Annotated in this window: 31 protein-coding genes; 8 read left to right on the top strand and 23 right to left on the bottom strand. The window is 63.0% G+C overall.

The window, feature by feature from the left end; all coding sequences use genetic code 11:
- Positions 1–10 precede the first annotated feature (10 nt).
- The 6 genes from ABY454_RS03835 to ABY454_RS03810 form a co-directional block, all read right to left on the bottom strand.
- Positions 11–277, bottom strand: coding sequence for a hypothetical protein (locus ABY454_RS03835; protein ID WP_372928851.1), 267 nt, complete (start codon positions 275–277; stop codon positions 11–13).
- A gap of 166 nt (positions 278–443) precedes the next feature.
- On the bottom strand, positions 444–656 hold the full coding sequence (locus ABY454_RS03830) for a hypothetical protein (RefSeq protein ID WP_372928850.1): 213 nt from the start codon (positions 654–656) through the stop codon (positions 444–446).
- 165 nt (positions 657–821) lie between these two features.
- Positions 822–1,463, bottom strand: coding sequence for a cell wall hydrolase (locus ABY454_RS03825; RefSeq protein ID WP_372928849.1), 642 nt, complete (start codon positions 1,461–1,463; stop codon positions 822–824).
- Positions 1,464–1,718: 255 nt separating this feature from the next.
- Positions 1,719–1,979, bottom strand: a complete 261-nt coding sequence (locus ABY454_RS03820) for a GlsB/YeaQ/YmgE family stress response membrane protein (RefSeq protein ID WP_372928848.1) — start codon at positions 1,977–1,979, stop codon at positions 1,719–1,721.
- A gap of 60 nt (positions 1,980–2,039) precedes the next feature.
- Positions 2,040–2,747: a type 1 glutamine amidotransferase gene (locus ABY454_RS03815; RefSeq protein ID WP_372928847.1), complete on the bottom strand. Its 708-nt coding sequence runs from the start codon at positions 2,745–2,747 to the stop codon at positions 2,040–2,042.
- Between the two features lie 18 nt (positions 2,748–2,765).
- Positions 2,766–3,233, bottom strand: coding sequence for a Gmad2 immunoglobulin-like domain-containing protein (locus ABY454_RS03810; RefSeq protein ID WP_372928846.1), 468 nt, complete (start codon positions 3,231–3,233; stop codon positions 2,766–2,768).
- Positions 3,234–3,350: 117 nt separating this feature from the next.
- Between ABY454_RS03810 and ABY454_RS03805 the strand changes: the two genes are divergently transcribed.
- From ABY454_RS03805 to ABY454_RS03795, 3 genes are all read left to right on the top strand, one after another.
- Positions 3,351–3,794, top strand: a complete 444-nt coding sequence (locus ABY454_RS03805) for a TQO small subunit DoxD (RefSeq protein ID WP_372928845.1) — start codon at positions 3,351–3,353, stop codon at positions 3,792–3,794.
- On the top strand, positions 3,772–4,443 hold the full coding sequence (locus tag ABY454_RS03800; protein WP_372928844.1) for a TQO small subunit DoxA domain-containing protein: 672 nt from the start codon (positions 3,772–3,774) through the stop codon (positions 4,441–4,443). Before ABY454_RS03805 ends, ABY454_RS03800 begins: the two co-directional genes overlap by 23 nt.
- Before the next feature lie 90 nt (positions 4,444–4,533).
- Positions 4,534–5,133 (top strand): cysteine hydrolase family protein, encoded by a 600-nt coding sequence (locus tag ABY454_RS03795; protein WP_372928843.1) that lies wholly within the window; start codon positions 4,534–4,536, stop codon positions 5,131–5,133.
- Here the strand turns inward: ABY454_RS03795 and ABY454_RS03790 are convergent.
- Entirely contained in the window at positions 5,130–5,612 is a 483-nt protein-coding gene (locus tag ABY454_RS03790) for a YpsA SLOG family protein (protein ID WP_372928842.1), read from the bottom strand. The genes ABY454_RS03795 and ABY454_RS03790 overlap by 4 nt on opposite strands.
- Positions 5,613–5,681: 69 nt before the next feature.
- Here ABY454_RS03790 and ABY454_RS03785 point away from each other — a divergent pair, with 69 nt between their 5' ends.
- Positions 5,682–6,107, top strand: a complete 426-nt coding sequence (locus tag ABY454_RS03785) for a hypothetical protein (protein WP_372928841.1) — start codon at positions 5,682–5,684, stop codon at positions 6,105–6,107.
- A 5-nt stretch (positions 6,108–6,112) separates the two neighbouring features.
- On the opposite strand, the gene ABY454_RS03780 is transcribed toward ABY454_RS03785, so the two are convergent.
- Positions 6,113–6,733: a glutathione S-transferase family protein gene (locus ABY454_RS03780; RefSeq protein ID WP_372928840.1), complete on the bottom strand. Its 621-nt coding sequence runs from the start codon at positions 6,731–6,733 to the stop codon at positions 6,113–6,115.
- A gap of 63 nt (positions 6,734–6,796) precedes the next feature.
- Here ABY454_RS03780 and ABY454_RS03775 point away from each other — a divergent pair, with 63 nt between their 5' ends.
- Complete coding sequence (locus tag ABY454_RS03775) at positions 6,797–7,639, top strand: potassium channel family protein (RefSeq protein ID WP_372928839.1); 843 nt, start codon at positions 6,797–6,799, stop codon at positions 7,637–7,639.
- A gap of 11 nt (positions 7,640–7,650) precedes the next feature.
- Entirely contained in the window at positions 7,651–7,944 is a 294-nt protein-coding gene (locus tag ABY454_RS03770; protein WP_372928838.1) for a DUF3175 domain-containing protein, read from the top strand.
- 2 nt (positions 7,945–7,946) lie between these two features.
- Here ABY454_RS03770 and ABY454_RS03765 read toward each other — a convergent pair whose 3' ends face one another.
- Positions 7,947–8,720, bottom strand: a complete 774-nt coding sequence (locus ABY454_RS03765) for a hypothetical protein (protein WP_372928837.1) — start codon at positions 8,718–8,720, stop codon at positions 7,947–7,949.
- 233 nt (positions 8,721–8,953) lie between these two features.
- Positions 8,954–9,472: a DUF1097 domain-containing protein gene (locus ABY454_RS03760; RefSeq protein ID WP_372928836.1), complete on the bottom strand. Its 519-nt coding sequence runs from the start codon at positions 9,470–9,472 to the stop codon at positions 8,954–8,956.
- A 241-nt stretch (positions 9,473–9,713) separates the two neighbouring features.
- Here ABY454_RS03760 and trmFO point away from each other — a divergent pair, with 241 nt between their 5' ends.
- Positions 9,714–11,117 carry a methylenetetrahydrofolate--tRNA-(uracil(54)-C(5))-methyltransferase (FADH(2)-oxidizing) TrmFO gene (gene trmFO, locus ABY454_RS03755; RefSeq protein WP_372928835.1) on the top strand — a complete coding sequence of 468 codons (1,404 nt, stop codon included), beginning with the start codon at positions 9,714–9,716 and terminating at the stop codon, positions 11,115–11,117.
- Positions 11,118–11,122: 5 nt separating this feature from the next.
- Here trmFO and ABY454_RS03750 read toward each other — a convergent pair whose 3' ends face one another.
- Genes ABY454_RS03750 through yajC form a run of 4 tightly spaced genes read right to left on the bottom strand, consistent with a single transcriptional unit; the run spans position 11,123 to position 14,928 of the window.
- On the bottom strand, positions 11,123–11,974 hold the full coding sequence (locus ABY454_RS03750) for a phytoene/squalene synthase family protein (protein WP_372928834.1): 852 nt from the start codon (positions 11,972–11,974) through the stop codon (positions 11,123–11,125).
- Between the two features lie 9 nt (positions 11,975–11,983).
- Entirely contained in the window at positions 11,984–12,916 is a 933-nt protein-coding gene (gene secF, locus ABY454_RS03745) for a protein translocase subunit SecF (RefSeq protein WP_372928833.1), read from the bottom strand.
- 12 nt (positions 12,917–12,928) lie between these two features.
- Positions 12,929–14,542 carry a protein translocase subunit SecD gene (gene secD / locus ABY454_RS03740; RefSeq protein ID WP_372928832.1) on the bottom strand — a complete coding sequence of 538 codons (1,614 nt, stop codon included), beginning with the start codon at positions 14,540–14,542 and terminating at the stop codon, positions 12,929–12,931.
- A gap of 41 nt (positions 14,543–14,583) precedes the next feature.
- Entirely contained in the window at positions 14,584–14,928 is a 345-nt protein-coding gene (gene yajC / locus ABY454_RS03735; RefSeq protein WP_372928831.1) for a preprotein translocase subunit YajC, read from the bottom strand.
- 166 nt (positions 14,929–15,094) lie between these two features.
- On the opposite strand from yajC, the gene ABY454_RS03730 reads away from it, so the two are divergent.
- Positions 15,095–15,916, top strand: a complete 822-nt coding sequence (locus tag ABY454_RS03730) for an ATP-binding protein (RefSeq protein ID WP_372928830.1) — start codon at positions 15,095–15,097, stop codon at positions 15,914–15,916.
- On the opposite strand, the gene ABY454_RS03725 is transcribed toward ABY454_RS03730, so the two are convergent.
- The 9 genes from ABY454_RS03725 to scpB all read right to left on the bottom strand — a co-directional run bounded on the left by ABY454_RS03725 (position 15,913) and on the right by scpB (position 23,855).
- Complete coding sequence (locus tag ABY454_RS03725) at positions 15,913–17,013, bottom strand: peptidoglycan DD-metalloendopeptidase family protein (protein WP_372928829.1); 1,101 nt, start codon at positions 17,011–17,013, stop codon at positions 15,913–15,915. The two genes, ABY454_RS03730 and ABY454_RS03725, sit on opposite strands and share 4 nt — an antisense overlap.
- A 98-nt stretch (positions 17,014–17,111) precedes the next feature.
- Entirely contained in the window at positions 17,112–17,753 is a 642-nt protein-coding gene (locus tag ABY454_RS03720) for a protein-L-isoaspartate(D-aspartate) O-methyltransferase (RefSeq protein ID WP_372928828.1), read from the bottom strand.
- Between the two features lie 82 nt (positions 17,754–17,835).
- The gene (gene surE / locus ABY454_RS03715; RefSeq protein WP_372928827.1) at positions 17,836–18,609 is read right to left on the bottom strand and encodes a 5'/3'-nucleotidase SurE; all 774 of its coding nucleotides are present in this window, start codon (positions 18,607–18,609) and stop codon (positions 17,836–17,838) included.
- A gap of 195 nt (positions 18,610–18,804) precedes the next feature.
- Positions 18,805–20,097 carry a serine--tRNA ligase gene (gene serS, locus ABY454_RS03710; RefSeq protein ID WP_372928826.1) on the bottom strand — a complete coding sequence of 431 codons (1,293 nt, stop codon included), beginning with the start codon at positions 20,095–20,097 and terminating at the stop codon, positions 18,805–18,807.
- Positions 20,098–20,206: 109 nt separating this feature from the next.
- A complete protein-coding gene (tatC, locus tag ABY454_RS03705) occupies positions 20,207–20,995 on the bottom strand; it encodes a twin-arginine translocase subunit TatC (RefSeq protein WP_372928825.1) in 789 nt (262 codons plus the stop codon).
- Complete coding sequence (gene tatB / locus ABY454_RS03700; protein WP_372928824.1) at positions 20,992–21,477, bottom strand: Sec-independent protein translocase protein TatB; 486 nt, start codon at positions 21,475–21,477, stop codon at positions 20,992–20,994. Before tatB ends, tatC begins: the two co-directional genes overlap by 4 nt.
- Positions 21,478–21,557: 80 nt before the next feature.
- Positions 21,558–21,782, bottom strand: coding sequence for a twin-arginine translocase TatA/TatE family subunit (locus tag ABY454_RS03695; RefSeq protein WP_372928823.1), 225 nt, complete (start codon positions 21,780–21,782; stop codon positions 21,558–21,560).
- A 95-nt stretch (positions 21,783–21,877) separates the two neighbouring features.
- Entirely contained in the window at positions 21,878–23,023 is a 1,146-nt protein-coding gene (locus ABY454_RS03690) for an ABC transporter ATP-binding protein (RefSeq protein ID WP_372928822.1), read from the bottom strand.
- Positions 23,024–23,129: 106 nt separating this feature from the next.
- A complete protein-coding gene (gene scpB, locus ABY454_RS03685; protein ID WP_372928879.1) occupies positions 23,130–23,855 on the bottom strand; it encodes an SMC-Scp complex subunit ScpB in 726 nt (241 codons plus the stop codon).
- Positions 23,856–24,097: the final 242 nt, after the last annotated feature.

Below are 24,097 nucleotides of genomic sequence, written 5' to 3'. Positions count from 1 at the left end.
CGGAGCTTTCCTAGCGCGTCGTCACGCGGCCATAGATCCGCGCGGCGGCATAGGCGATGAGGGACAGGAACACGAGGCCCGCCAGGGCGCCGAGCACCGCGAGGACCATCGGCATGCGATCGGCTTCCGCCGCACCAAGCAGGTCGAAGCCTTGCACCGCCACGACCGCAATCATGCCAAGGCCCAGGATGAGGACCGTGACAGCAATCAGAAGCGCGAAGCGCCGGGCTTTACGCCGCTTCTCAAGCTTCAAGCTGAACATGACGGGACGTGGCACGGCTTCCCTTCCGCGGATCGGTGTACGAGGGGCTTCTCCGGGGTCCCGGACACGCCTCAAGGCGTGGATTTACAGCCCCATGTTCGCCCGTGTCGTACCCTTTGGCGGGCGCAGCGGCAACCGTGGCCCCCCTTTGAGGGCCATGCGGCTTCAGGGGTTGGCGTCTCTACTCTTGGGAAGTGGCTTGCGACGGCGCAGCCGTCTTCGCGACTGTCTTGCAATCGCCGAAGGTCGGGGTGTCGCCGTAGGTCAGGCACGTTGCCTGAGCGGCTTCCGAGGGCCCCAAGGTCATGGGCAGAAGCGGTGTCTGCTCGGTCACACAGCCGGCGAGCCCCGCCGGGGCCAGGACAATTGCCAGGACGATCAGAAGCCGTTTCATGGTCGAAATCCCCCGGATCGGTATCCGTGTGAACCAAGTCTAGAGATAGGCGTGAACCAAGTCTAGAGATAGGCTCTGAAGCGCCAATTACAAGGGGAAAAGGGGCGGCTGCGCTTCAGGTCGCCGATCGCCACCCCCTTGGAAAGCCCTTAGGCCGGAAAGCCTTTAGGCCGATGGGTCGGCCGACGGATCGGCATAGAAGATATGCCGGCCAATCCGGGCGGTCAGCTCGAAATGCTTGGCCCAGTGCGGGTTCACATAGTCCGCGTGGTAGTGGGTCGCGGCAGCCAGCGATGCGAGGACCTGATACTCGGTTCCCTCCGGATCGTTGGCCATCAGCCATGCGGCATAGCCGCGAACGCGGGACCAGACCTGGCGCTCGCCGATCACGTCCGGTTTTCCGTCGCAGGCAAAGGAAAACTGGCAGCGATTGTGCCGGTGATCGTTCTGGTAGACCACGTCACAGATCGTGTCGGGATAGGAGCTGCTCTGGACGCGGTTCAAGATGACCCGGCCGACGGCCAGCTGGCCGCGCAGGGGCTCGCTACGCGCCTCGAAATAGATGCCTTCGGCGAGGCAGCGAAGCTGGCGTTCCGAAACCGTGTTGTAGCGCCGCGGGCGGACGCTCTGGTCCGCCATAGCGAACGCCGCAAGCTCAATGCCCTTGGTCGCTTCGATTACCGTTGCCGGCTCCTCAGAGACTGCAGATGGCTTACTGGCCTCATCTGCAAGTGCCGGGACCAACAACGCAAGAAGACCCAAAATAAGCAGGCCCGCATGCACGCAAATTGACCTCAAAACCCCCATAAATTTTCCTCAACAGTTGTTAACGTTTGCGAGTCGAACCCGCCGAGGGTGGGCTTTTGCTAGGAAATTCTGTCGAAGGCTGGATCAGGTTGTGACGAAACCGTGGTAACTCGGCGGAACTAGTGCGACATATTGTTCCTGCCTCAAGTTGTATCTTGAGGCTTCGGACAGCATGGTGCCGCCCGGCCGCACGACGGGTCGCCCCGACCCCATGCGAGTCCGCACTAATGCTCTGAAGTTACTGGGTTTTTCCTGCTAGGTGAGGCTCTTGATGATCTTCACCAAAATGAGCAGGATCACGGCCCCGATGAAGGCCATGATGATCGCGCCAAGGATGCCACCACCAAGGGTAAGCGTGAGGCCCAACTCAGGAAACAAGAAGCTCGCGATCAGGGCGCCGATGATGCCGATTACGATATCGCCGATGAGGCCGAATCCCGTCCCCCGAACGACGATGCCAGCCAGCCAGCCAGCAATGGCGCCGACGATCAGCGTGATAATGAGTGCAGTCAGCATGTCTTATCCCCCTCCGGTTGAAGACCGACCGGAAACTACCATGAGTCGGCCCCAAGGCACCTAATCCGGAGCAACGAGGTCGAGCCAGCGTTGCAGCGCCTCTTTGGAGGCCTTCGCGAAGGCCGGGAGATGCTCCCCGCTTGCCCCGATGATCGCTTCGGCGTCGAACCCGTTGGCGGCCATGTAATCCGCATTGTTGCGGCACATGACCTCGACCAGAGGGGCATCGACTTCGGCGTGATACTGGAAGCCGTAGACATTTGCACCGTGCCGGAAGAGCTGCCACTCCGTCAGCGCCGACGAGGCCAGATTGACGGCCCCCGGCACGCTCTCAATGCGATCCCCGTGAAAATGGTAGGCGAGCAAGGTCTTGGGATGTGCGCCGAGGATGGCGTCGTGTGCGCCCTCCGCGGTCAACTGAAGATCGTACCAGCCGATCTCCTTCTGCGCGCCGGGCACGACCTCGCCGCCGAGCGCCCGGGCGAGGATCTGCGCGCCGAGGCAAAACCCGGCAATGGGCTTGCCGGCGTCCATGAACTCCTGACAGAGCGCCATCTGACGGGCGAGATAGGGATACGCCTCCGTCTCGTAGGCACTTTGCGCGCCGCCGAGCACGACGAGCGCGCTGTAGTCCGCAGGGTCAAGATGATCGTAATCGGTGTCGAAGCCTAACACCGTGTCCTGCTGAAGCCCACGCTCGGCGATCAGCGTCGCCAGCTGGCCGGCGCCTTCCTTGGCATCATTCTGGATTACGAGAACAGGCTTCATCCGTGACGTATCTCAGCCCTACGGCTTGAGCACAAGCGGGACGACCGTGCGTCCCGGCGGATTGCCTTCGCCGCCCGAGGCATCCTCTTCGAACACTTCGAGATGGCCGACCTGCACAACGTTCACGTTATAGGGCACGGTGAAGGAGAACGCGCCCGGGCCATCGACGCCACCGCCTTGGGTGTTCCCGCTGGCCAGCTCCGACCCGTCGCGGCCAAGAAGCTTCCACTGGACGTTGCTCTCGAAGGTGCGCGAACACCCCTCGACTTCGAAACCCGTTGCGACACGCTCACCGGCCTCGGGCTCCGTTGCGATGACAAAGGCGGCTTCGTTGAACGCCCCATCGTCATTGTCGCAATTGTCGCTTTCCTCGCCCTCGACCCAATCACCCAACGCGCGGGCCGGCTCCGCCTGCATGACGAGTGCTATCCCGAAAGCGCCAAGCATTGCGCCGCAAATCATCATCCTTGTCGTGAAATGAGCCATGGCATCCTCCCTGGATTGTCAGGTTGCCAACGCGCCAGACCATCACCAGCCTACGCCGCCAACCTCAATGCTACAATGTTCAGTGTCCAACCCGGGTTCCATGTCACCGAGGTCACGATGACAGACGCACACTCTCTTGAGCGAGATGCTCCCATCACGCCCGCTTGCTTTTCCCTCCTGGCTATTGTGCTGTTGGGAACACGCTTCGTCCAAGGGTTCATCTTCTGGGGCGGCGCGAGCCGCCGGCTGTTCTACGACTTCCATGAGATCGCCGGCGTCGATCACGCGGTGAAGCTCGATTTCGAGGCCGCGGGTTTCGTCGCCAACAAGCTGGTTCATGCCCTGCCCGGAGCGTTGTGGGTGCAAGCGCCTCTCGAGTGGACGCTGCAATACCCGGATTTGATCCTCGCCTCAGTTTGGAGTTGGACGTTTGCCGAGCTTGCCGTGGGCCTTGGCCTGATCTTCGGCTTGGCAACCCGGCTCTGGGCATTCGTGAGCATCGGCCTCAATGTCGCGTTGATGCTGATCTTCGGGTGGATTGGGCTCCACGTGCCTCGATGAGTGGACCATGGCGGTCTCCGGCGTCGCGATGAGCAGCGCCGTGTTCCTGGCCGGCGGCGGCACCATCGCGCTCGACCGCTTCATCGATCGTAGCGGGTGGGCGGCGCGCAACCCCTGGAGCGCCTGGGTATTCAGCGGCCCGCTGCCACCAGGAAAAACAAGGTCGCTCGGGCTGTTGTTGGCGGCCATAGCAGTCGTGTGCACGGTCGGCAGCTATCATCTCTTGTTCGGCGCCGTGGTGTCGCCGCTGCACGCACGGGTGAACTTCCATCGCCACCACATCGCCCTGTCGGAGACACGCCTCTCATCGGATGGCGCGGTGACCTTCGACGCCTATGTGGATGCCGGTCCCGACACGGGCGCGGCGTATGTCATCGCCGCTCGGCTGATCGATACCGCAGGCGACACCGTTGCCGCCTGGGACGGGGTGGCGCTGGCCCAACTGCCCGATAGCGCCATACGCAATACCTATCCGTATGCGTGGGCGTCGCACTTCAAGACTGAGACGATCGGGTTTAGCGGGCAGACCGACGCCAGGGCGCGCATCACATTGCCTCCGGCAGAGACGGCACCGGCCGGTGGCGCGGCGTCGCTCGAGCTCGAAGCGATTAATGGAGCCATGTGGCGAACGGAGCTCTCACCGAAATAGTTGTCTTCGACTAATGGAGGGGCCGCTTTGTGTCCCGTCCTTGGTTAGACTTCCGCCACGCGACGGCACGAGACCGCAAGGAGGAGACGCATGGCCAGCCCGACACTTCGCACGCTCACAGGTATGGACCCGAACCCATCGCCGATTTCCGATAGCGCTTTGGTGTTGATCGACTGTCAGCAGACCTATCGTGAGGGCGTCATGCGGCTCGAGGGCGTTGAGCCTGCGCTGAAAGAGGCCGCCACCCTTCTCAAACGATTCCGCGAGGCTGGCCGTCCCGTGATCCACATCATGCACGATGCCGGTGTTGGGACGCCATACGACATCACCGCGCCGATCGGCCAGATCGCCGATGTGGTGGCACCGATCGAGGGCGAGACGATCATCGTCAAAAAGTTCCCAAGCTCCTTCGAACAAACCACGCTCGATGCCGAGCTGAAGAAGCTCGGCGTCAAGGACGTCGTCTATGCCGGCTTCATGACGCATATGTGCGTGAACTCGACCACGCGTGCCTCGTTCAACCACGGCTACGCGAATACGGTCGTTGCCGGCGCCACGGCGACACGCAGCATTCCGAACCCCGCGACGGGCGCGGACGTCTCCGCAGCGCAGTTGCAGGATGCCAGCCTCTCGGCGCTCGGCGACATGTTCGCCGTGGTCGTGCCGCACGAGGCCGACGTCACGGACTAAGCTCTGTTGGCCGCGAGCGTCTGCATGAGGAGAGCCTTCGCCTTGTCGTAGATGCCGGGGGCTTCGCTCTCGCGCGGACCGGCAATGCAAATCGCCTGTGCGCCCCGCTCTCTCAAGACGTCTTCCATTTGCCGCAACGCATCCGGGCTATCCATGTCGATGACAACATGCGGCTTGCCGAGCGCTTGCGCTTTCTCAACGGCAAGCGCGGTGCCTTTGGAGACGGTAAGCCCACGTCCATCGACAAGCACCAGCAAGGCATCGCTGTCGCGAACGTTCCATTCGGTGCGCTGTTCCGGCACCCGCGCCGGGGTCTCCTTGAGACCGGGGTAGCGCGCAAAGACTCCGGGCGGCTCGGGCCAATCCTCCGCCCAGCCGCCTTGGGGACACCAACCACGATATGGGAGGCCCGCGGCAAGGCCTGCGTCCAGAGCCGCGCGGTCCACGCCCGTCTGCCCGCCAGAGACGACCGTCACCATATCGTGTCCTCGTGAAGCGTTGCGCTCAATGCCGGAAGGCGCATCATGGGCGAAAAGGGGGAGACCGTCATGCCATCCATCAAACTGCTGCTCCTTGGCTTCGCCGCCGGGTTCCTCGCCACGCTGATCTTCCATCAGGGGCTTTGGTTCATCTTCAACCAGACAGGCGTCATCCCCCCATCGCGTCCCGCCTGGTCAATGGACCCGATCCCGCCCCTCGATATTCCTTCGGTTCTGTCGAAAGCCTTTTGGGGCGGTCTTTGGGGCCTCGTGCTTGTGCTCCTCCTTGGACAGCTCGAAGGCGCCAGCTATTGGATCGCCTGGATCCTTGTCGGCGCCGTGGCGCTCACAGCCGTCGCCTTTTTCGTCGTGCCCCTCCTGAAGGGGCAACCGATGCAGGCGATGGGTCCGCGCTTTCTGATCGGGCTTTCGGTGAACGGCGCCTGGGGCTTCGGCACGGCTCTACTGCTACGCCTGTTCAGTGCGTTCCGCTAAGGGGCTCAAGATGCCGCCGCGAGCTCCGCATCGAGCGCGACGGTACGCTGGAGCGCAGGCCTCTCCTCAAGACGGCCGACGTAGTCCGTGAACTCCTGCCGGTCGGGCATGAGCTTGAACTGCAAGCCCCAGCGAACGATGGAGCCGACAATCACGTCGGCGGCGGTGAACTGATCGCCCAAGAGATAAGGCCCAGCCTCGACCGCCTTGGCCGTGACGTCCATGACGGAGTCGTAGTCGCCATAGCCGAGTGCCCCACGCCGCGGTTTCTCCTTGTGCGGATAGGCATGATCCACCGTCGCAGGCTCGATGCAGCCTGCCGCGAAGAACAACCATCTGAGATAGGGTCCGCGGCGCGGATCGCCGACAGGCGCGTTCAGTTTGGCAGCGGGGAATTCGTCGGCAAGATAGGTGCAGATCGCCGCCGACTCGGTGACAATGACATCGCCATGGCGCAACGCGGGCACCTTGCCCATGGGGTTGATCGCCAGGTAGTCGGGCGCCTGTTGCTCACCTTTGACCAAACTCAACAGGTGGATATCGTAAGGCTCGCCGAGCTCCTCCAGCATCCAGCGTACGATGGATGAGCGCGACGGCGCGGCGTGGTAAAGCGTAAGAACTGCCATTTTCATGGTCTCCACTGATACGGCGGCACGATAGCGCGACGCCGCCACCTAAAGAAGACGCTCATGACCGCCGCAAAGACCAAATCCGCCTCAGCCAAAGAGCCTCCCGCCAAGAAAGACGAGGCTGAGGCCGAAGCTCCGCCGCTTCGCGAGCGGTTGCGGCTGCTCTATCACGGCCGCAGCCTGGCGGCACACCGCTTCCGCTACGCGCTTCTGGCCTTCGACATCGTCACGGTTCTGTTCATCATCGCCACGTCGTTCATGCCGCGCGAGCCGTGGATCGAGTATCTCGATCTCATCTTCGGCTTGGTGATCCTCGCCGATTTCTGTGCCCGCATCTGGGTGAGCCCGCATCCCGCGCGTGAATTCACACATCCGGCCACTTGGGCGGACATGGTGGCGATCTTCTCGTTCCTCGCGCCGATCGTCGGCGAAGGGCTTGGCTTCCTGCGTGTCTTGCGGACGTTGCGGCTGCTGCACACCTATCAACTCGTCGCGCGTTTGCGCGCCGACAGCCCGTTCTTCCGGCGGAATGAAGAGACCATCACCGCGGTGATCAACCTCATCGTGTTTGTCTTCGTCATGACGGGGATCGTCTACGAGACGCAGCATTGGCGGAACCCTGCCATCGCCAACTATGTCGATGCGCTCTATTTCACCGTGACGGCGCTCACCACCACGGGCTTTGGCGACATCACCTTGCAGGGTTCGCTGGGGCGGCTCACCGCCGTGGTCATTATGATTTTCGGCGTGACCTTGTTCTTGCGGCTGCTGCAAACCTTGTTGCGGCCGCAAAAGGTGCGCTTCCCCTGCCCCAAATGCGGATTGCAGCGGCACGAGGTGGACTCGGTTTGCTGCAAGGCGTGCGGGACCCGGCTCAACATTCCCGATGAAGGCCGCTTCTAGCGAGGCCTGCCATGGCATCGAAGGAGCCGAAACGCTGGTCCCGGAACGTGACGGAGCACTCGCACGCGCTCCGTCTGGAGCAAGGCGTCTTTATCCTCAAAGATCCGAAGAAGATCGCCGCATCGCTGAAACGCTCCGCCGAGGCGAGCACGCGCCGTAAGGCCGACCCCTTCCGCTCAGCCATGTCTATGCTGGTGTTCTACATCAATCGCGCTGGCAAGAACCTGTCGGAACAGGACCGGGCGCGCCTGGAGGCGGCGAAGGACGAGCTCCGCAAAGCATTCGGACGGCCAGTGGCGAAGTGATCCTAGGCTTTCCCAGCCTTAGCAAGGCTCCTCACCTCGTCGATCCCATGTTCGGCGTGCTGCGTGAACGTGGAGAGCACCGCGTCGAAAGTTGCCTCCATCGCTTCGTCACTGCCGCGCGTGGTCTGCAGCTCCTCGAACACGCCGCGATAGTCCGCGTAGCCTTGCAGCTCTTCGTGGCGCTGCCACCAAAAGTCCCCGACGACAAAGAACCGGGTCCAGGAAAACAAACAATCGGTCCAATCCTCCAGATAGGTCTGGAGGCGAAGGCGCGGTTCGGCGAGATGAACCTCGCCGTCCTTTTTGGTGACCCCTACCAGCCGGCCATCGAGGAAGTGATGCTCCGGACACTCCACGAAGACGAAGCTCATGCGGTTGTCATCCGGATGGAGATCGCGGGGATCGAACAGCTTGAAGTCGAGGCCGCGCAGGAGAACCTCGTCGAGCATGATGACATGCGGGCTCCCATCGTCCGGCTCGGTCACGGAGAGCCCGGCCTCGCGCGCACGGGCCACCAGCCTTTCGGGATGAGGCGCGATGGCGCTTGAGATCATAATCGGGCCGGAGAGTACCTCGTCGACGACTTCGATATTGGGCCGCGGCGGGGTGTGTCCCTCACCTACGAGGCTCAGCTGAGGACGTTCGCCCTGGCGCAGATACCCGTCGCTCAAATGAGCCAGGCGATGCAAATAGCTCAGCAGCCGATACCGGACTTTCGGATCTCGGCAGTTTCCTTTCCAGACGACATCGACGCAGGACATGGGGACACTAGACATGGGCAAGTACAAGGTGCTCCGCTGACACGAGATGAGAAGGCGCAAATGGCCCCCAAAGAGGGCCGCACATTGCCGCCGCAACTCGCTGCGCGCAAGCAGGTCCGGAAAACAAGGTTGCTCAGAGCTTCACCGGAAAGAATAAACGGCGTGGCCTCAACTGGAGGCCACGCCGCCTTCGGCCATGCAGGTCCCGGGCCTAGGGGGCCCCGGGGCGCGATAGCCGCATTGCCAGTTTAGTCTCCTGAGCCAGCCAGCATGCCGGCGACCTTCTCAGAAACCCATCCGAAGATCGCACCCACGATCATCGAAATGATGATGACAACCACAGGATTGTCCATGGAGACGTCGGTCAGTTTGCCGGCGCCGTTACCAAGCAGCGTCAGGGCCACCACAGAGGCGAAACCGTAAACCTGAGCGGGAATGGCGGCGAAAGCCGGAATATTGGCCAGCAGCACCATCACGGCAACGCCTACGCCGACGCACAACCCGGCCCAAATCGGCAGACCGATCTTGGCGCCGATCCCCGTCTGGGTCGCCACCCAGAGCGTGATACCGGCGATGATCGCCCCGGCGATATTGCCGAGGATAGCCGACGACAGGCCAGTTTCTGAGCCACCGCAATGGAAGAAGCATCCCCAAGCGATAAAGGCCGCCCAAATCGCCAACATGCCACCAAGCGGCCCTAAGAAGAGCCACGTGGCAATGGCGCCAAGAACACCAACACTAATTGCAAGAGCTGTATTCGCGGACATTTCACCCCCTTTTTTTGCGAAAAGAGAGCGGGCGGATCCGCCGATTGCCGGAAATCCACCGGCTCATTCCACGGAAGCCTGTGTTTGCATTTCGATTCGGCTTCCGGTTGCGACTATAGCCCAAAGTGGTGCCCGTCTGAACAAGGATTGGTCTTTTGCCCAAGAAATAGACACTCCTCCGGCGTGTCCCTCGAGGGGGTTCTGCTTGAAACTACTGGCCGCGCGGGCCTAGTTACGCAGGATGACGGACAGGGTTCATGTGATTGGCGGCGGACTGGCGGGCAGCGAGGCCGCTTGGCAGCTGGCGCGCGCGGGCGTGGCCGTGAGGCTGCACGAGATGCGCCCCCAGCGGCAGACCGAGGCGCACAAGACGGAGTCCCTCGCCGAACTCGTGTGCTCCAATTCGTTCCGCTCAGACGATTACGAGAGTAATGCCGTCGGGCTCCTGCATGAGGAGATGCGCCGGGCAGACTCGCTCATCATGGCGGCAGCCGATCAGCACAAATTACCAGCCGGCGGCGCGCTCGCAGTCGACCGGGACGACTTTGCCGGTGCGGTCACGGACGCGCTTCTCGACCATCCTCTGATCGAGATCAGCCGCGCGGAGGTCGAAGGCCTGCCGCCGGAAGGCTGGGACAGCGTCATCGTGGCCACGGGGCCCCTCACCTCGCCGTCGCTTGCTGACGCCGTCCGCGCGCTCACGGGCGAAGCGGAACTCGCCTTCTTCGACGCGATCGCGCCGATCGTTCATTTTGAGTCCATCGACATGGACGTTTGCTGGCGTCAGTCGCGCTACGACAAGGTGGGCCCGGGCGGTAGCGGCGCCGACTACATCAACTGCCCGCTCGACGAAGGCCAATACAACGCTTTCATCGATGCGCTGATCGCCGGCGAGAAGACGGCGTTCAAGGAGTTTGAGAAGACGCCTTACTTCGAAGGCTGCCTACCGATCGAGGTCATGGCGGAACGCGGGCGCGAGACGCTGCGCTATGGTCCGATGAAACCGGTGGGTTTGACGAACGCGCACAATCCGACCGTGAAGCCTTACGCCATCGTGCAACTGCGCCAGGACAATGCGCTCGGCACGTTGTGGAACATGGTTGGGTTCCAAACCAAGCTCCGCCACGGCGAGCAGACGCGCGTATTCCGCATGATTCCGGGATTGGAAGGCGCCGAGTTCGCGCGCCTCGGCGGGCTGCATCGCAACACCTTCCTCGACAGTCCGAAGCTGCTCGATCAAACCTTGCGCCTAAAGGCGGACAAACGGCTGCGCTTCGCCGGACAGGTGACGGGTGTGGAAGGCTATGTGGAGTCCGCCGCAATTGGCTTGATCGCGGGACGCTTCGCAGCAGCGGAGCGAACGGCCAAGCCGCTTCTCCCGCCGCCGCCAACGACAGCGCTCGGCGCCCTCCTCACCCATATCACTGGCGGTCATTTGAGCGCCGACGGCGAAGGCGCCGCGCGCAGCTTCCAACCGATGAATGTGAATTTCGGTCTGTTCCCGCCGGTGCCCGCGCCGCCGCGCCCACCGGGCAAGGCGAAGCGTGGCGCGAAGTCCCTCGCCCGCAAGCAGGCGATGTCCGCCCGCGCACTGGCCGATCTCGCCGCTTGGCTGGAAGGCACCGCGACGATCGCCGCCGAATAGTCGGCTCAACGCGACCGCATCAGGTGCCACAGCCGGGCGAGCGGGTTGATGCGCGCGGTCTGGCGCAATGGATCGCCGACTTTGGCCAGCGCCGCGAGATAGGGCTCGACAAGGCAGAGCGGCAGAAACGTGGCGCGGCCCGCCTCATCGAGACCGGCCCCCTTCATGCCTTCGCCGAACAAGTGGAACTGCGCCTCCTTTAGAGCCGCACGCGACTCCTCCCGCATCTCGGTGAGCAGCGCCTCAAGGCCGTCGCTCGTCTCCCCGGCGAAAATCGCCTGGGGCGAGGTCCCATGATGGGCCAGTGCATCAGACGCCAAATACGTGCGCCCTTTGGCGGCCAACACCGGCAGGCTGCGCATCACGCGGACCAGCCCATAAGCGCGCGCGCCAGCCTCCACCACCAGATCGCGTTTTTCGCCGCCGGCGCCGACAATGTCCGCGGCAAGCGCGAACAGCCCGCCCGTGGTGTCGAACAGATAGGCGTCGAGCGTCCGCGTATCCGGCATCACCGTCTCGCCGACATCGAAACTGCGCGCATCGATCAGGCCCGCAATGCGCTCACGAGATAATGTCCGCCGCGCCAGAACTTCGCCGAACGCGTCGGCGACCGGATTACCCGTGACGTCACCGCTTGCCGCCCGTTCTATGGCCTCGCGCCACCATTGCAAGCGGATGGCGCCAAGCCCCGGCTCACTCACCTGATCGGCGATGCGGGCCAGTTCGGCATTGAAGGCAAAGAGTGCAAAGAGGTCGGCGCGCGTTTCGGCCGGTGCAAACAGGGTCGCGATGGCGCGATCGGGATCGGCGTCGCGGGCGATGCGTCTGACCACGTCGCGCCGCTCGTCGTCACGCACAGGGCTACCTCACGGATTGGCGCGTGCCGCCGCCCTTGGAGAAAAGGCCTCGCGCTGCACGCCGAGGATGAGCTGCATCGGAGACGCCACGAAGATCGACGAGTAAGCGCCGACAATGATGCCGAAACACATGGCCAAGGCAAAGCCGTAGATAGCCTCCCCGCCGAAGAACAGGAACGGCATCATGGCCAGCAGGGTCGTCACATGGGTGAGGATCGCCCGCGACAGCATCTCGTTGATGGACAGGTCGAGCAGATTCTTGAGCGGCATACGCTTGTACTTGCGTAAATTCTCTCTGATGCGGTCGAAGATCACGACCTTGTCGTTCAGGGAGTAACCGATGATGGTCAGGATTGCCGCGATGCTCGATACATTGAACTCCAACTGGAGCAGCGCATAAAGCCCGATAGTCGCGGTGACATCGTGAACGAGCGATGCGACGGCAGCCACGGAGAATTGCCATTCGAAACGGAACCACACATAGATCATGATGCCGATCATCGCGACCACCACGGCGAGCGTGCCGCCGGCGATGAGCTCGCCCGAAATGGTGGGGCCGACAATTTCCGTACGGCGATACTCGACACTGTCCCCCAGCGCGTTCTTCACCCTGGCGATGGACTCTTGCTGCTCTTCTTCAGTGGGCTGCGAGGCAATGCGGATCAGCACCTCGTCGGGCTCGCCGAATTCCTGGATCTGCACCTCACCCAAACCGAGACCACTGACCTTGCCGCGAATGTCGGCGAGGTTTGCCGGACTCTCCTTGGTCTTCACCTCGATCAGGGTGCCCCCTTGGAAGTCGATGCCCATATTGAGCCCGATCGTAGCCACGAGGATCAGCGGTACGACCGTCAGAAAGGCGGAGACGAACCACGTAACGGCACGTTGACCGACGAAATCGATCTTGGTGTCGGCGGGAATGAAGGTGATGCCGCGGAACATTCTTGGATAACCCTAGATTGGGAGCTCTTTTGGCCGCGTCCACCGCAACCAGTAAGCAATCATCATGCGCGTCACAGTGACGGCGGTGAACATGGACGCCAACACACCGATCGTCAGCGTGACGGCAAAACCACGGATCGGGCCCGACCCGAGCCAGAACAGCACAAGCACGGCGATCAGCGTGGTGACGTTGGAGTCGATAATGGTGATCAGCGCCCGCGAATAACCGGAGTCGATGGCGGCAATAGGCGACTTGCCCGCCCTCTTCTCCTCTCGGATACGCTCGTTGATGAGCACGTTCGCATCCACGGCGATACCGATGACGAGCACGATGCCCGCGATGCCGGGCAGCGTCAGCGTGGCGCCGATGAGCGATAGCACCGCGAAGATCAGCGCGATATTCACCAGGAGCGCCAGATTCGCAAAGAAGCCGAACAGGCCGTAAGCGGCGAACATGAACAGCACGACGAGCAGCAAGCCCGCGATGGCGGCCTTCTTGCCGCTTTCAATTGAGTCCGCACCGAGGCTCGCACCGACCGTCCGCTCTTCAATGACGGTGAGCTTGGCGGGTAGCGCGCCGGAGCGCAGAAGCACCGAGAGGTCGTTCGCCTCCTGCACCGTGAAGTTTCCGCTGATCTGTCCAGTACCGCCGAGGATCGGCTCGCGGATGACGGGGGCCGAGATCACCTTGTTGTCGAGAAGGATGGCAAACGGCAGTCCGACATTCTCCTGGGTGGCGCGGCCAAAACGCTTGGCGCCCGCCGCATCGAAGCGGAACGTCACCACGGGCTCGCCGGTCCGTGAATCGAATCCCGGCTGCGCGTCGACCAGGTTTTCGCCGCTGACCAAGACGCGGTCTTTGAGCACGTAAGGAACGGGCGGGTCGTCGGACGAATAGAGGAGCTCGTCTCCTGGCGGTACCTTCTTGCTGACCTCGACCTCGGCGGCATTCACCGTGGAATCGACCATCTTGAATTCGAGCTTTCCGGTCTCACCGATCAGGGACTTCAGCCGCTGCACGTCCGTCACGCCGGGAACTTGGACGAGAATGCGGTTGCGTCCTTCGCGCTGGATGCTGGGCTCGGTGGTGCCGAAGGCGTCAATGCGGCGCCGAATGGTTTCGATCGAGGCTTGGATGGCCGAGTTGATCCTGTCCGTCAGGCCAACCTCAGTCACGGTCAACGTGATCTTGTCGGCGTCGCGCGTCACTTCGAGATTGTTGCCGGCGAACCCGCCGAACACATCGCCACCGACCGGCACGGATTGTTTCTTCAGCTCCGTGTAGGCCTTGTCCATGTCGTCGGGCTTGCGGATGCGTACCGACACGCTGCGGCCCGCTACGTTCTGGGAGAGGTCGGTGTAGCCGATACGATTACTGCGCAAGCCCTCGCGCACATCACCTCTGATTGTGCCGAGCCAATCGTCGACCAGTTCCTTATCGTCGATCCGGTAGAGCAGATGCGCACCGCCCTGAAGGTCGAGGCCGAGATTGACTTGCTTGTGAGGAAACCAACTCGGAAGCCCTTGAAGGCTCGAAGACGGAAACAGATTGGGAATTGCGAAAATGAAGCCGGCAAGCACAATACCGAACACCAAGATCAGCTTCCATTTTTGGAAATGCAGCATTGCCGGGTTTAACTCTCCAGATCAGACGACGTTTTGCGGGACTATTTGGCTTCGGACTTCGACGATGAAGCGCCGCCCGCCTCATCCTTCCCGCGCACCTCTGACACGGTCGGACGCAGAACCTTGATGCGCACGCCGTCGGAGATCTCGAGCTGAAGCTCGTTATCCTCCACCTTCGTCACCTTGCCGAGGATGCCCCCCGAGGTCACCACGGTGTCGCCGCGGCGAATGGAGGCGATCATCTCGCGATGCTCCCTCATCCGCTTCTGCTGCGGCCGGATCATCAGGAAATACATGATGCCGATGATGAGGATGGTTGGGACGAGCAAGCTGTTCAGCATCTCGAATGCTCCACCGCTTGCTTGCGCGTATGCGAAACCGTCCATTGCGAGTGTCCCCTGCTTGGCTAAGGTAAGGCCGCTTTCGGCCGGGTTGGCGTGTCTCGCGGCGTGGCGAGCAGGCTCTTATCGCGCGATTGGGCCGGACTATACTGAGCCTGAACGCCTTTGCAACGGGGCCCGCATGAACTTTCAGGAGCCAATTTCGGGATTTATGGAGCGAATTGCCCATGCGCTGGAGCGACTTGGCCCCGCCCGGCCGCAAACGCCAGATTTCGCCCACGCCGGCGCCTTCGTCTTTCAGGCCGAATCGGAGCGCTTCGCGCCGGTCTCTTCGGTCAACCGGGTGCCCCTGGAGCTGCTCAAGGGCATCGACCGCAACCGCAACGCGCTTCTAGCCAATACCGACCGTTTTGCGCGTGGCCTTCCGGCCAACAACGCTCTCCTGTGGGGCTCCCGGGGCATGGGCAAGAGCTCCCTTATCAAGGCGGCGCATGGGGCCTTTCCCGGCTTGAAGCTCGTGGAAATCCACCGCGAGGACATCGCCGCCCTGCCCCGGCTTTTGACTTATTTGCGCGCCGCGCCCCAGTACCGCTTCATTCTCTTCTGCGACGACCTCTCCTTCGAGGCCGTCGATACCTCGTACAAATCGCTCAAGGCGGTGCTGGAAGGCGGCATTGAAGGCCGTCCCGACAACGTGCTGCTTTATGCCACGTCAAATAGGCGCCACCTGATGCCCCGCGAGATGGTGGAGAACGAGCGCTCCACGGCCATCAACCCATCGGAGGCCGTCGAGGAGAAGCTGTCCCTGTCCGACCGGTTTGGTCTGTGGATCGGCTTCCACAATTGCAGCCAGGATGAATATCTCGCCATGGTGCGGAGCTATGCCGATCACTACGGGCTCGACGTCCCCGACGCGCACTTGACCCAGGAAGCGCTTGAGTGGGCGCGCGGACGCGGCAGCCGCTCTGGCCGGGTCGCTTGGCAGTTCATTCAGGACTTGGCGGGACGCCTCGGCAAGCAGCTTGACGGCTAGTTGGCTTGAGCGGCCATGCTGCTCATGTACTTCGTCGGATCGACGGGGCGTGAGCCTTTGCGCAGTTCGAAATGGACTTGCGGCTTTGAAACTGAGCCCGTGGTGCCGGCCTTGCCGATCACCTGGCCGCGCTTCACCTTGTCGCCGCGCTTGACCAGAAGCGTCTCGTTGTTGGCGTAGGCCGACACCCAATTGTTGGCATGCCGGACCAGCACCAGATTGCCGTAGCCCTTCAACTCGCTGCCGGCATAGGCCACGACGCCGTTCTCGGCCGCCTTCACGGGCGTTCCTTGCGGAACCGAGATGTTGATGCCGTCATTGTGCCCGCCATCGGGCTTGGTGCCGAAACCGGAAATCACACGGCCCTTGACCGGCCAGCGGAAGCTATTGCCCGTCATAGGCTCCGGGTTCGGAAGCTGTGCGGTGCTGGTGACGTTTTGGGGCGTCTTGCTGGCAACCTTTGAAGCACTTGTGGCGCTCTGCGTCGTTTCAGTCGGCGCAGGTGTCCCCGGGGCCTGGATGGTGGTGGTCTTGACCTTGCGTGCACCGCTTGACGCAGGAGCCGGTGCTGGGGCTGGGGCTTGAGCAACCGCCGGTGCGGGAGCCTGAGGCGATGCTACCGGCATGATCAACACCTGGCCTTCGCGCAAACGCCCATCGGCTAAGTTGTTGGCGCTCTGGATGGTGTCGATGGGAACGCCATAACGTTGCGACAGACCGGAAAGCGTGTCGCCTTGTTTAACCTTGATGCGCGGGCCCGAGGCCTGCGTCATGGGCGCTGGCACAGGCGGCTTCGCCGAACGCGGCGTGCCGTAATAGCGTGGCTTGCTGGTGTCGTACGCGGCCGTGGATTGAGGCGGCGGAGTCGAGCGCGCGATCTGGCCCGAGCCACTGGAGCCGTTGTAGACCGACTGAGACGGGACAGGCAGCGAGGCCGTGGTGGACGGATCGGCGAGAGCGTCGCTGTCGCTGAGACTGTAGGGAGAATCATCGAAACGCGCGCTGGAGCTGCAGCCTGCCATCGCAAACGCAAGACCCACTGCCGCGACCACACGCACCGTGCCGCGGCCAAACTCCAAACAGAACGCTCCGCGCATCCGCCGTTGACCCTCTTTACGCAATACCCGTTGGGCGTAGTAAAGCGCGCTGGCGGTAAACAACGCATTAAGCCTTAGCGCAGCTGCCTAATTTCGGATCAATCGCGCTTCACCCGGCCATGCACCAGGGGCACGAAGCGCACCGGCAGGAGCGGCGTTTCCACCATGCCTTCCTCGGTCTTGTCGATCTGCACGAGATACTGGGAGTCCCGGTTCTCGCCGAGCGGGATGATCATGCGGCCGCCGTCTTTCAACTGATCGAGCAGCGCGGCGGGCGCATCGAGGGCCGCGGCGGTGACGATGATGCGGTCGAACGGGGCTTGCGGCGGCCAGCCCAGCCAGCCGTCGCCGATGATCGTGGTGACGTTGGCGATCTTGAGATCGGCCAGCCGCGCTTCCGCCACCTTCTGCAACTCGCGCCACCGCTCGACCGTGTAGACGCGCCGGCACAGATGCGACAGCACGGCGGCCTGATAGCCTGAGCCGGTGCCGACCTCCAAGACCTTGTGCGTCGGCTCCAGCCCAAGCTTCTCGGTCATGTAGGCGACGACAAAAGGCTGCGAGATGGTCTGCCCACAATCGATAGGCAGCGCGATGTCCTGATAGGCGTGCTCGGTGAAGGCCTCGTCGACGAACGTCTCGCGCGGGACGGCCTCCATGGCGCGCAGCACTTTGGGGTCGCGGATACCGCGACGCCGAAGCTGCATGATGAGGCCGATTTGGTCCTGAGCGCTTGCCATCCCGTCCCCCTCCGCGAGGCGGGTCCCCCGCGAGCGGGTTTTCGGCAGAGTATCAGCCGATTCTAGGGCCCGTTCCCATGAACTATTTGTCTTTTTCGCCGAGAACATCGGCCAACGCGCCCAGCGTCTGCCGGTCGGTGAAGTCGAGACAGAGCGGCGTGACGGAAATTAGATTGGCACGGATCGCCGACAAATCGGTGTCCTTCGGCGGATTGGAGCCGCGCTTGGCAATGCCGATCCAGTAATACGCCTTGCCGCGCACATCCATGCGCGCGTCGATGTCGAGCAGCGCGGTGTCGCGCAAACCCTGCACCGTCGCCGCCATGCCCTTGACCTGGTTCGGCTCGCAATCCGGGAAATTGACGTTGAGCACGGTGCTCTTGGGCCAGCCCGCGTCGAGCAGCTTGCGCACCAGGCCCGCGCCGTGAACCATCGGCGTGTCCCAGGCCGGCACGCCCGTGTCATAGGAGCCGATGGCGAGGCTGAGCGCGATGGACGGCACGCCCAGCAGCGAGCCCTCGATGGCGCCGGCCACGGTGCCGGAATAGTTCACGTCGTCGGCGAGGTTCTGGCCGCGATTGACACCGGACAGCACGAGGTCGGGCGGATTGTCCTTGAGGAGGTAGCGCACGCCCATGATGACGCAATCGGTGGGTGTGCCCTTCACGGCAAAGCGGCGCTTGGCGAGCTCGCGCATACGCAACGGCTCAGCCAACGTCAAAGAATGCGAGGCGCCTGAGTTGTCCGTATCCGGCGCCACCACCCAGACATCGTCGGTGAGGTCCGTGGCGATCTTTTCCAGGACGTCGAGGCCAGCCGCTTCGATGCCGTCGTCATTGGTGATGAGGACGCGCATTTTGCGAGTCATTTCCGATGGTTTTGTTCGGTTGCTCTCTTTTTGAGTCATCTCAACAAGCACCCGTCATGGCCGGGCTTGTCCCGGCCATCCACGTCTTGCCCTGTCGCACTACACCAATCGTGGATGCCCGGCACACGGCCGGGCATGACGATGAATGTGTGGCCAGAGGCGCAAGATCACGAGGGCGCGCGATCACTTGGGTGCTTCGATCCGCGTCAGCCCACCCATATAGGGCTGAAGCGCCGCGGGAACGCGCACGCTGCCGTCCTCCTCCTGGTAGTTCTCCAGCACGGCGATGAGCGCACGGCCTACGGCAACGCCGGAGCCGTTCAGCGTGTGCACGAACTCGGTCGCCTTGCGATCCTTCGGGCGGTAGCGCGCGTTCATGCGCCGGGCCTGGAAGTCGCCGCAGTTCGAGCAGGACGAAATTTCGCGGTACATTCCCTGCCCCGGCAGCCAGACCTCGATGTCGTAAGTCTTCCGCGCGCCGAAGCCCATATCGCCCGTGGACAGCACCACCACGCGATAGGGAAGTCCGAGTCGTTTCAACACGGTCTCGGCGCAGGCTGTCATGCGCTCGTGTTCTTCGGCGGACGCTTCCGGCGTCGTCACAGAGACCATTTCCACTTTGTAGAACTGATGCTGGCGGATCATGCCGCGCGTGTCCTTGCCGGCCGCACCGGCTTCGGCACGGAAGCAATACGTGCCCGCCGTGACCCGCATCGGCAGCTTCGCTTCGTCGGCAATGTCGTCACGCGCGAGATTGGTCAGCGGCACCTCGGCGGTCGGGATGAGCCAGTAATCGTCGCCGGCCGCGAACTGATCCTCACGAAACTTTGGCAGCTGCGCGGTGCCGAACATGGCATCGTCGCGCACGAGAAGCGGCGGGTTCACTTCGGTGTAGCCGTGCTCAGACGTATGCAGGTCGAGCATGAACTGGGCGAGTGCGCGTTCGAGCCGCGCCAGCGGACCTTTCAGCACGACGAAGCGGGCGCCGGAGAGCTTGGCCGCGGTCTCGAAGTCCATGAGACCGAGTTCCTCGCCGATCTCGAAATGCTGCTTGGGCGTAAAGTCGAACGCTGGCGGCTCGCCGACCTTGCGCAGCTCGACATTCTCCCGCTCGTCTTCGCCCACGGGCACGTCGTCCGCGGGCATATTGGGAATGCCGGCGAGAAGCTCACGAAGGCTCCCATCGAGCAAACGCTTGGCGGACTCGCGATCCTGGATGATGTCTTTCAGCCCGGCGACCTTCTCCAGAAGGCTCGCCGCTTCCGCCTCGTCCTTGGCTTGCTTGGCCTTGCCGATCGCCTTGGAGGCGGTGTTGGCGCTGGCTTGCGCCTCCTCCAAAGTCTGAATCGTTTCGCGGCGTTCCTCGTCCAGCTTGAGGATATGATTCAGCGTGCCTTGCGGACTTTCGAAGCCACGGTCGGTCAGGCCTTTGACGAAGGCCTCCGGGTTCTCACGTATCCATTTGACGTCAAGCACGGGGGGCAATCTCTTTCATCGACTCGAAGGGGCGGTTTGCGTGGTTCCCCGTATAGAGCGGCACCTTGGGCTTGTCATCGGTCCCCTTGTCTCAGGGCGTGGACCTGCCTCACGATGACGGAGATGCTGCGGCCGCGCCAGAGGCGGCGCGCTTCTTCTCCACGAGCTTCACGGCGAAAATGGAGAGTTCATAGAGCCCGAGCGTCGGGATGGCCAAGGCGAGTTGACTGACCGGATCCGGCGGCGTGAGGATTGCCGCTGCCACGAACACGCCGAGAATGGCGTGCCGGCGGTAATATTTCAGCTGATCGGACGTCACCAGGCCGGCGCGGGCCAGCAGGGTCAGCAGCACCGGCAACTGGAAGCAGATGCCGAAGCCCAAGATCAACATCATGATCAGCGACAGATACTCGCTGACTTTGGCGGTCAGCAAGATTTCCACATCGCCCGTCTGCTGCATCGACAGGAAGAACGTCATGGCGAGCGGCATGGCCACGAAATAGACGAGCGCTGCGCCGATTAGAAACAGGATCGGCGTGGCGATGAGGAACGGCAGGAAGGCCTTCCGCTCGGCCCGGTATAGGCCTGGCGCTACGAATATATAGAGCTGCGTGGCGATGACGGGGAAGGCGACAAAAATGGCGCCGAACAGCGCGAGCTTCACTTGCGTGAAGAAGAACTCCTGCGGCGCGGTATAGATCAGCTCGATGGGCACATCGACGCCCGCGGCGACGCGATACGGCCACAGCAGAAGATTGTAGATCGGCTTGGCGAACCAGAAGCAAACCACGAAGGCGGCGAAGATCGCCGCCAGCGACCACATCAAGCGCCGACGGAGCTCGACCAAGTGCTCAATGAGCGGCGCCTTGGTGGCGTCGATGTCGTCTCGCTCGCTCACCGCTTCCGCCTCGTCTTCGTCGTGGTTCTCTTGTCCGCTGTCTTACGCTTGGGTGACGCCGCTTTGCGCTTGGGTGACGCTTTGCGCTTGGGCGCTGCCGTTTTACGCGGCGTCTTCTTGGCCGCCGTTTTCTTGGCTGACGCCTTCTTGGTCCGTGCCGTCTTCGCGCGCGGCGCGATGGCGTGCTCGATGGACTGCGCCGCCGGCGTCGTCGGCGTCATCAGCGGAGTGTCGGGGGGCGGCGCAAAGTCGGCCATCGTGCCCATGTTGGAGCGAATGGCCTCGATGTTCTTGCGCACCTCGTCGGCCTCGCTTTCGGCCAAGGCCTCATCGAATTGGCGTTGGAAGTCGGCGGCCGCGCGGCGCAGCTTGCCCGCATAGACCCCGAAGGTCCGCATCAGCTTCGGCAGATCCTTGGGACCCACCACGACGATCGCCACAATGGCGACCAGCAAAAGTTCGGACCATCCGATGTTGAGCATGCGTTCGAGGTGTCAGAGCCAACGATTGCCGCGCGCAAGAACGTCCGGCGCGCGAGAGACACTCCACGTCATTGTAGAGCTCAGCTTGACTTCTTCTTGTGCGGCGCGCGGGCGCGCGACTTCGGCGCTGGCGTTTCGTGATCGATCACCTTGGCATCGGCCTTCTCGTCGTCATCGGCAAGCCCCGACTTGAAGCTCTTGATGCCTTTGGCTACGTCGCCCATCAGATCGGAAATCTTGCCGCGCCCGAACAGCAGTACGAACAGCACCAGCACGATCAGGATTTGCCACCAACTCGGTCCCATGAAAGGCCTCCAGCGAGGGGCGAACCCCCGCGCATTATCAAAGAGTTGCCGTCACTATGGCAGCAAAGGCGCCCCGCTCGCAAGCCGGGCTCCCTTTAAGGTGAAGGCCCCTCGTCCCCGTTTCCGGCTTCGAAGACGAGGATCGCGCCTTCATCCACGGCAACGCCGACCTCGGCGCCTTTCTCAGGCACGTCCGCCTCCCGGACGCGCGCCAGCACGGGATCGTCGAGCCCCTGCACGGCGACCTCAACCAGCCCCACGTCGCCGAGAAAGCGGGTGTCGAGGATGCGTCCTGGCGTACCTTTGCCGGGCTTAAGCAGCCGCACGCCGCTTTGGCGAACACAAACGATGGCGTCGGTTCCCTCCGCCAGCCCTTTGGCTGGAAACGTGCCGAGCGGCGTTTCGGCCCGGCCTCCGCGCACGGTGCTGCGCATCTCATTTAGGTCCGAGAAAACACGTGCGGCGAAGAGCGTGCTTGGCGCACGATAGAGCTCCGGCGCGGTGCCCGTCTGCACGATGCGCCCCTTTTGCATGAGCGCGACGCGATCGCCCATGCGCATGGCTTCCTCCGCGTCATGGGTCACCACGATGCAGGTCGCGCGGGCCTCGCGCACGATGGCGAGCGTATCCTCGCGCATGGCCTCGCGCAGTTGGGAGTCGAGACCGGAAAACGGCTCGTCCATGAGGATCACGCCGGGCCGCGGCGCGATGGCGCGGGCAAGCGCCACACGCTGCTGCTCGCCGCCGGACAAAATGTGCGGATACTCCTTGGCGTATTGGGCAAGCCCCACGCGCTCCAGCGCGTGCAACGCCTCGGCGCGGCCTTGCGATTTGGTCAGCGACCGCAAGCCGAACGCGACGTTGTCGAGAATGCTTAAGTGCGGAAAGAGCGCGAAGTCCTGGAACATGAGCCCCACGCCGCGCTTTTCCGGCGACACAAAACGGTTCGGCCCGGCGACCTCCTCTGCGTCGACGAGGACGCGTCCCGAGGACGGCCGTTCCACGCCCGCCGCAATCCGCAGCAAGGTGGTCTTGCCGCAGCCGGAAGGGCCCAGAAGGCACAAGACTGTGCTGGCGGGCACTTCGAGGGTGACGTCTTGGAGCGCGTATGCCTCGCCGTAGCGGCGCCACACATGCTCCAGGTCCAGACGCGCAGCGAAGGTCACGGCGGTCTTGCCACGCACCGCTTTGCCGCGAGCGGCTTTGCGGACCGCACGCTTTGCGGCGGCGGCTTCGCTCAATGAGCGGGTCCGTATCTTGAGAAACTCAAGCATCAGGCTGGTCTACGCGAGGGGCGCCCCTCAAGGCAACGCCCTACCCTCATGCAATAAGGCGCGAGGGGCGGCTCTAGGCCTTTTCGCCCGCGCTGCCTTCCTGCTCTTCCGTATCGCCAGCGCCCAGAGGCTCGTCGTCTTCGCCCTCGCCCAGCGGCTCTTCCTCCAGCGGCGTCTCGTCCTCGCGCAAGTCGGGCGCATCGTCCGGGTTCGGCATGGCGAATCCAGGCGGCAGGTTGGAATCCAGTAGACCGGCACCCTTCAGCTCGGAAAGCCCCGGCAGGTCCTGGATCTGCTCGAAGCCGAAATGCTCCAGGAAATACTCCGTGGTGCCATAGGTGACGGGACGCCCCGGTGCGCGGCGGCGGCCCCTGAGCTTGATCCAGCCGGTCTCCAGAAGAACGTCGATCGTCCCCTTGGACGTGGACACGCCCCGGATCTCCTCGATCTCGGCACGGGTCACAGGCTGGTGGTAGGCGATGATCGCCAGGGTCTCCAGGGCCGCGCGCGACAGGCGGCGTTGCTGCACGGCCTGGCGCTCCAGCAGGAAGGACAGGTCGTCGGCGGTACGGAAGGCCCACTTTCCGGCCACGCGTACGACATTGACGCCACGGCCGGCATAGAGGCCTTGCAGCTCCTCCAGCAACGCCTTCACGTCTTCGCCCTCGCCGAAATGCTTCGCCAGTTCCGCCTCTTTGAGCGGCTCGGGCGCGGCGAACAGCAGAGCCTCGATGATCCGCAGCTTCTCGCGCCGATCGGCGGAGGGCAGCGCCATCACGTTGGACGGCAGCGGCAGCATGGGCGCTTGCACGCTCTGCTCGTCCTCTTCCGCCGTCATGTCCTCTGCCCTTTCCGCTTGGTTCATTGTCATTGGCATCCCCGCATCCGTCTTCTTTGTATGTTCTGCGACCACCGCACGCATCGCCTGATCCAGCTTCACCAGGGCCGACCCGCCTTTGGCCTCGCCCTCATCCTCCGACAGCTTCGATATGTCGGAGAGCACCGCGGTCAGGTTCGGCTTGGACTCATCTGCCTTGGACT

The sequence above is a fragment of the Methyloceanibacter sp. genome (assembly GCF_041573655.1).
Taxonomy (GTDB): domain Bacteria; phylum Pseudomonadota; class Alphaproteobacteria; order Rhizobiales; family Methyloligellaceae; genus Methyloceanibacter.
The sequence above is the reverse complement of the archived record's forward strand: the minus strand, read 5'-3'. Positions and strand labels throughout refer to the sequence as shown.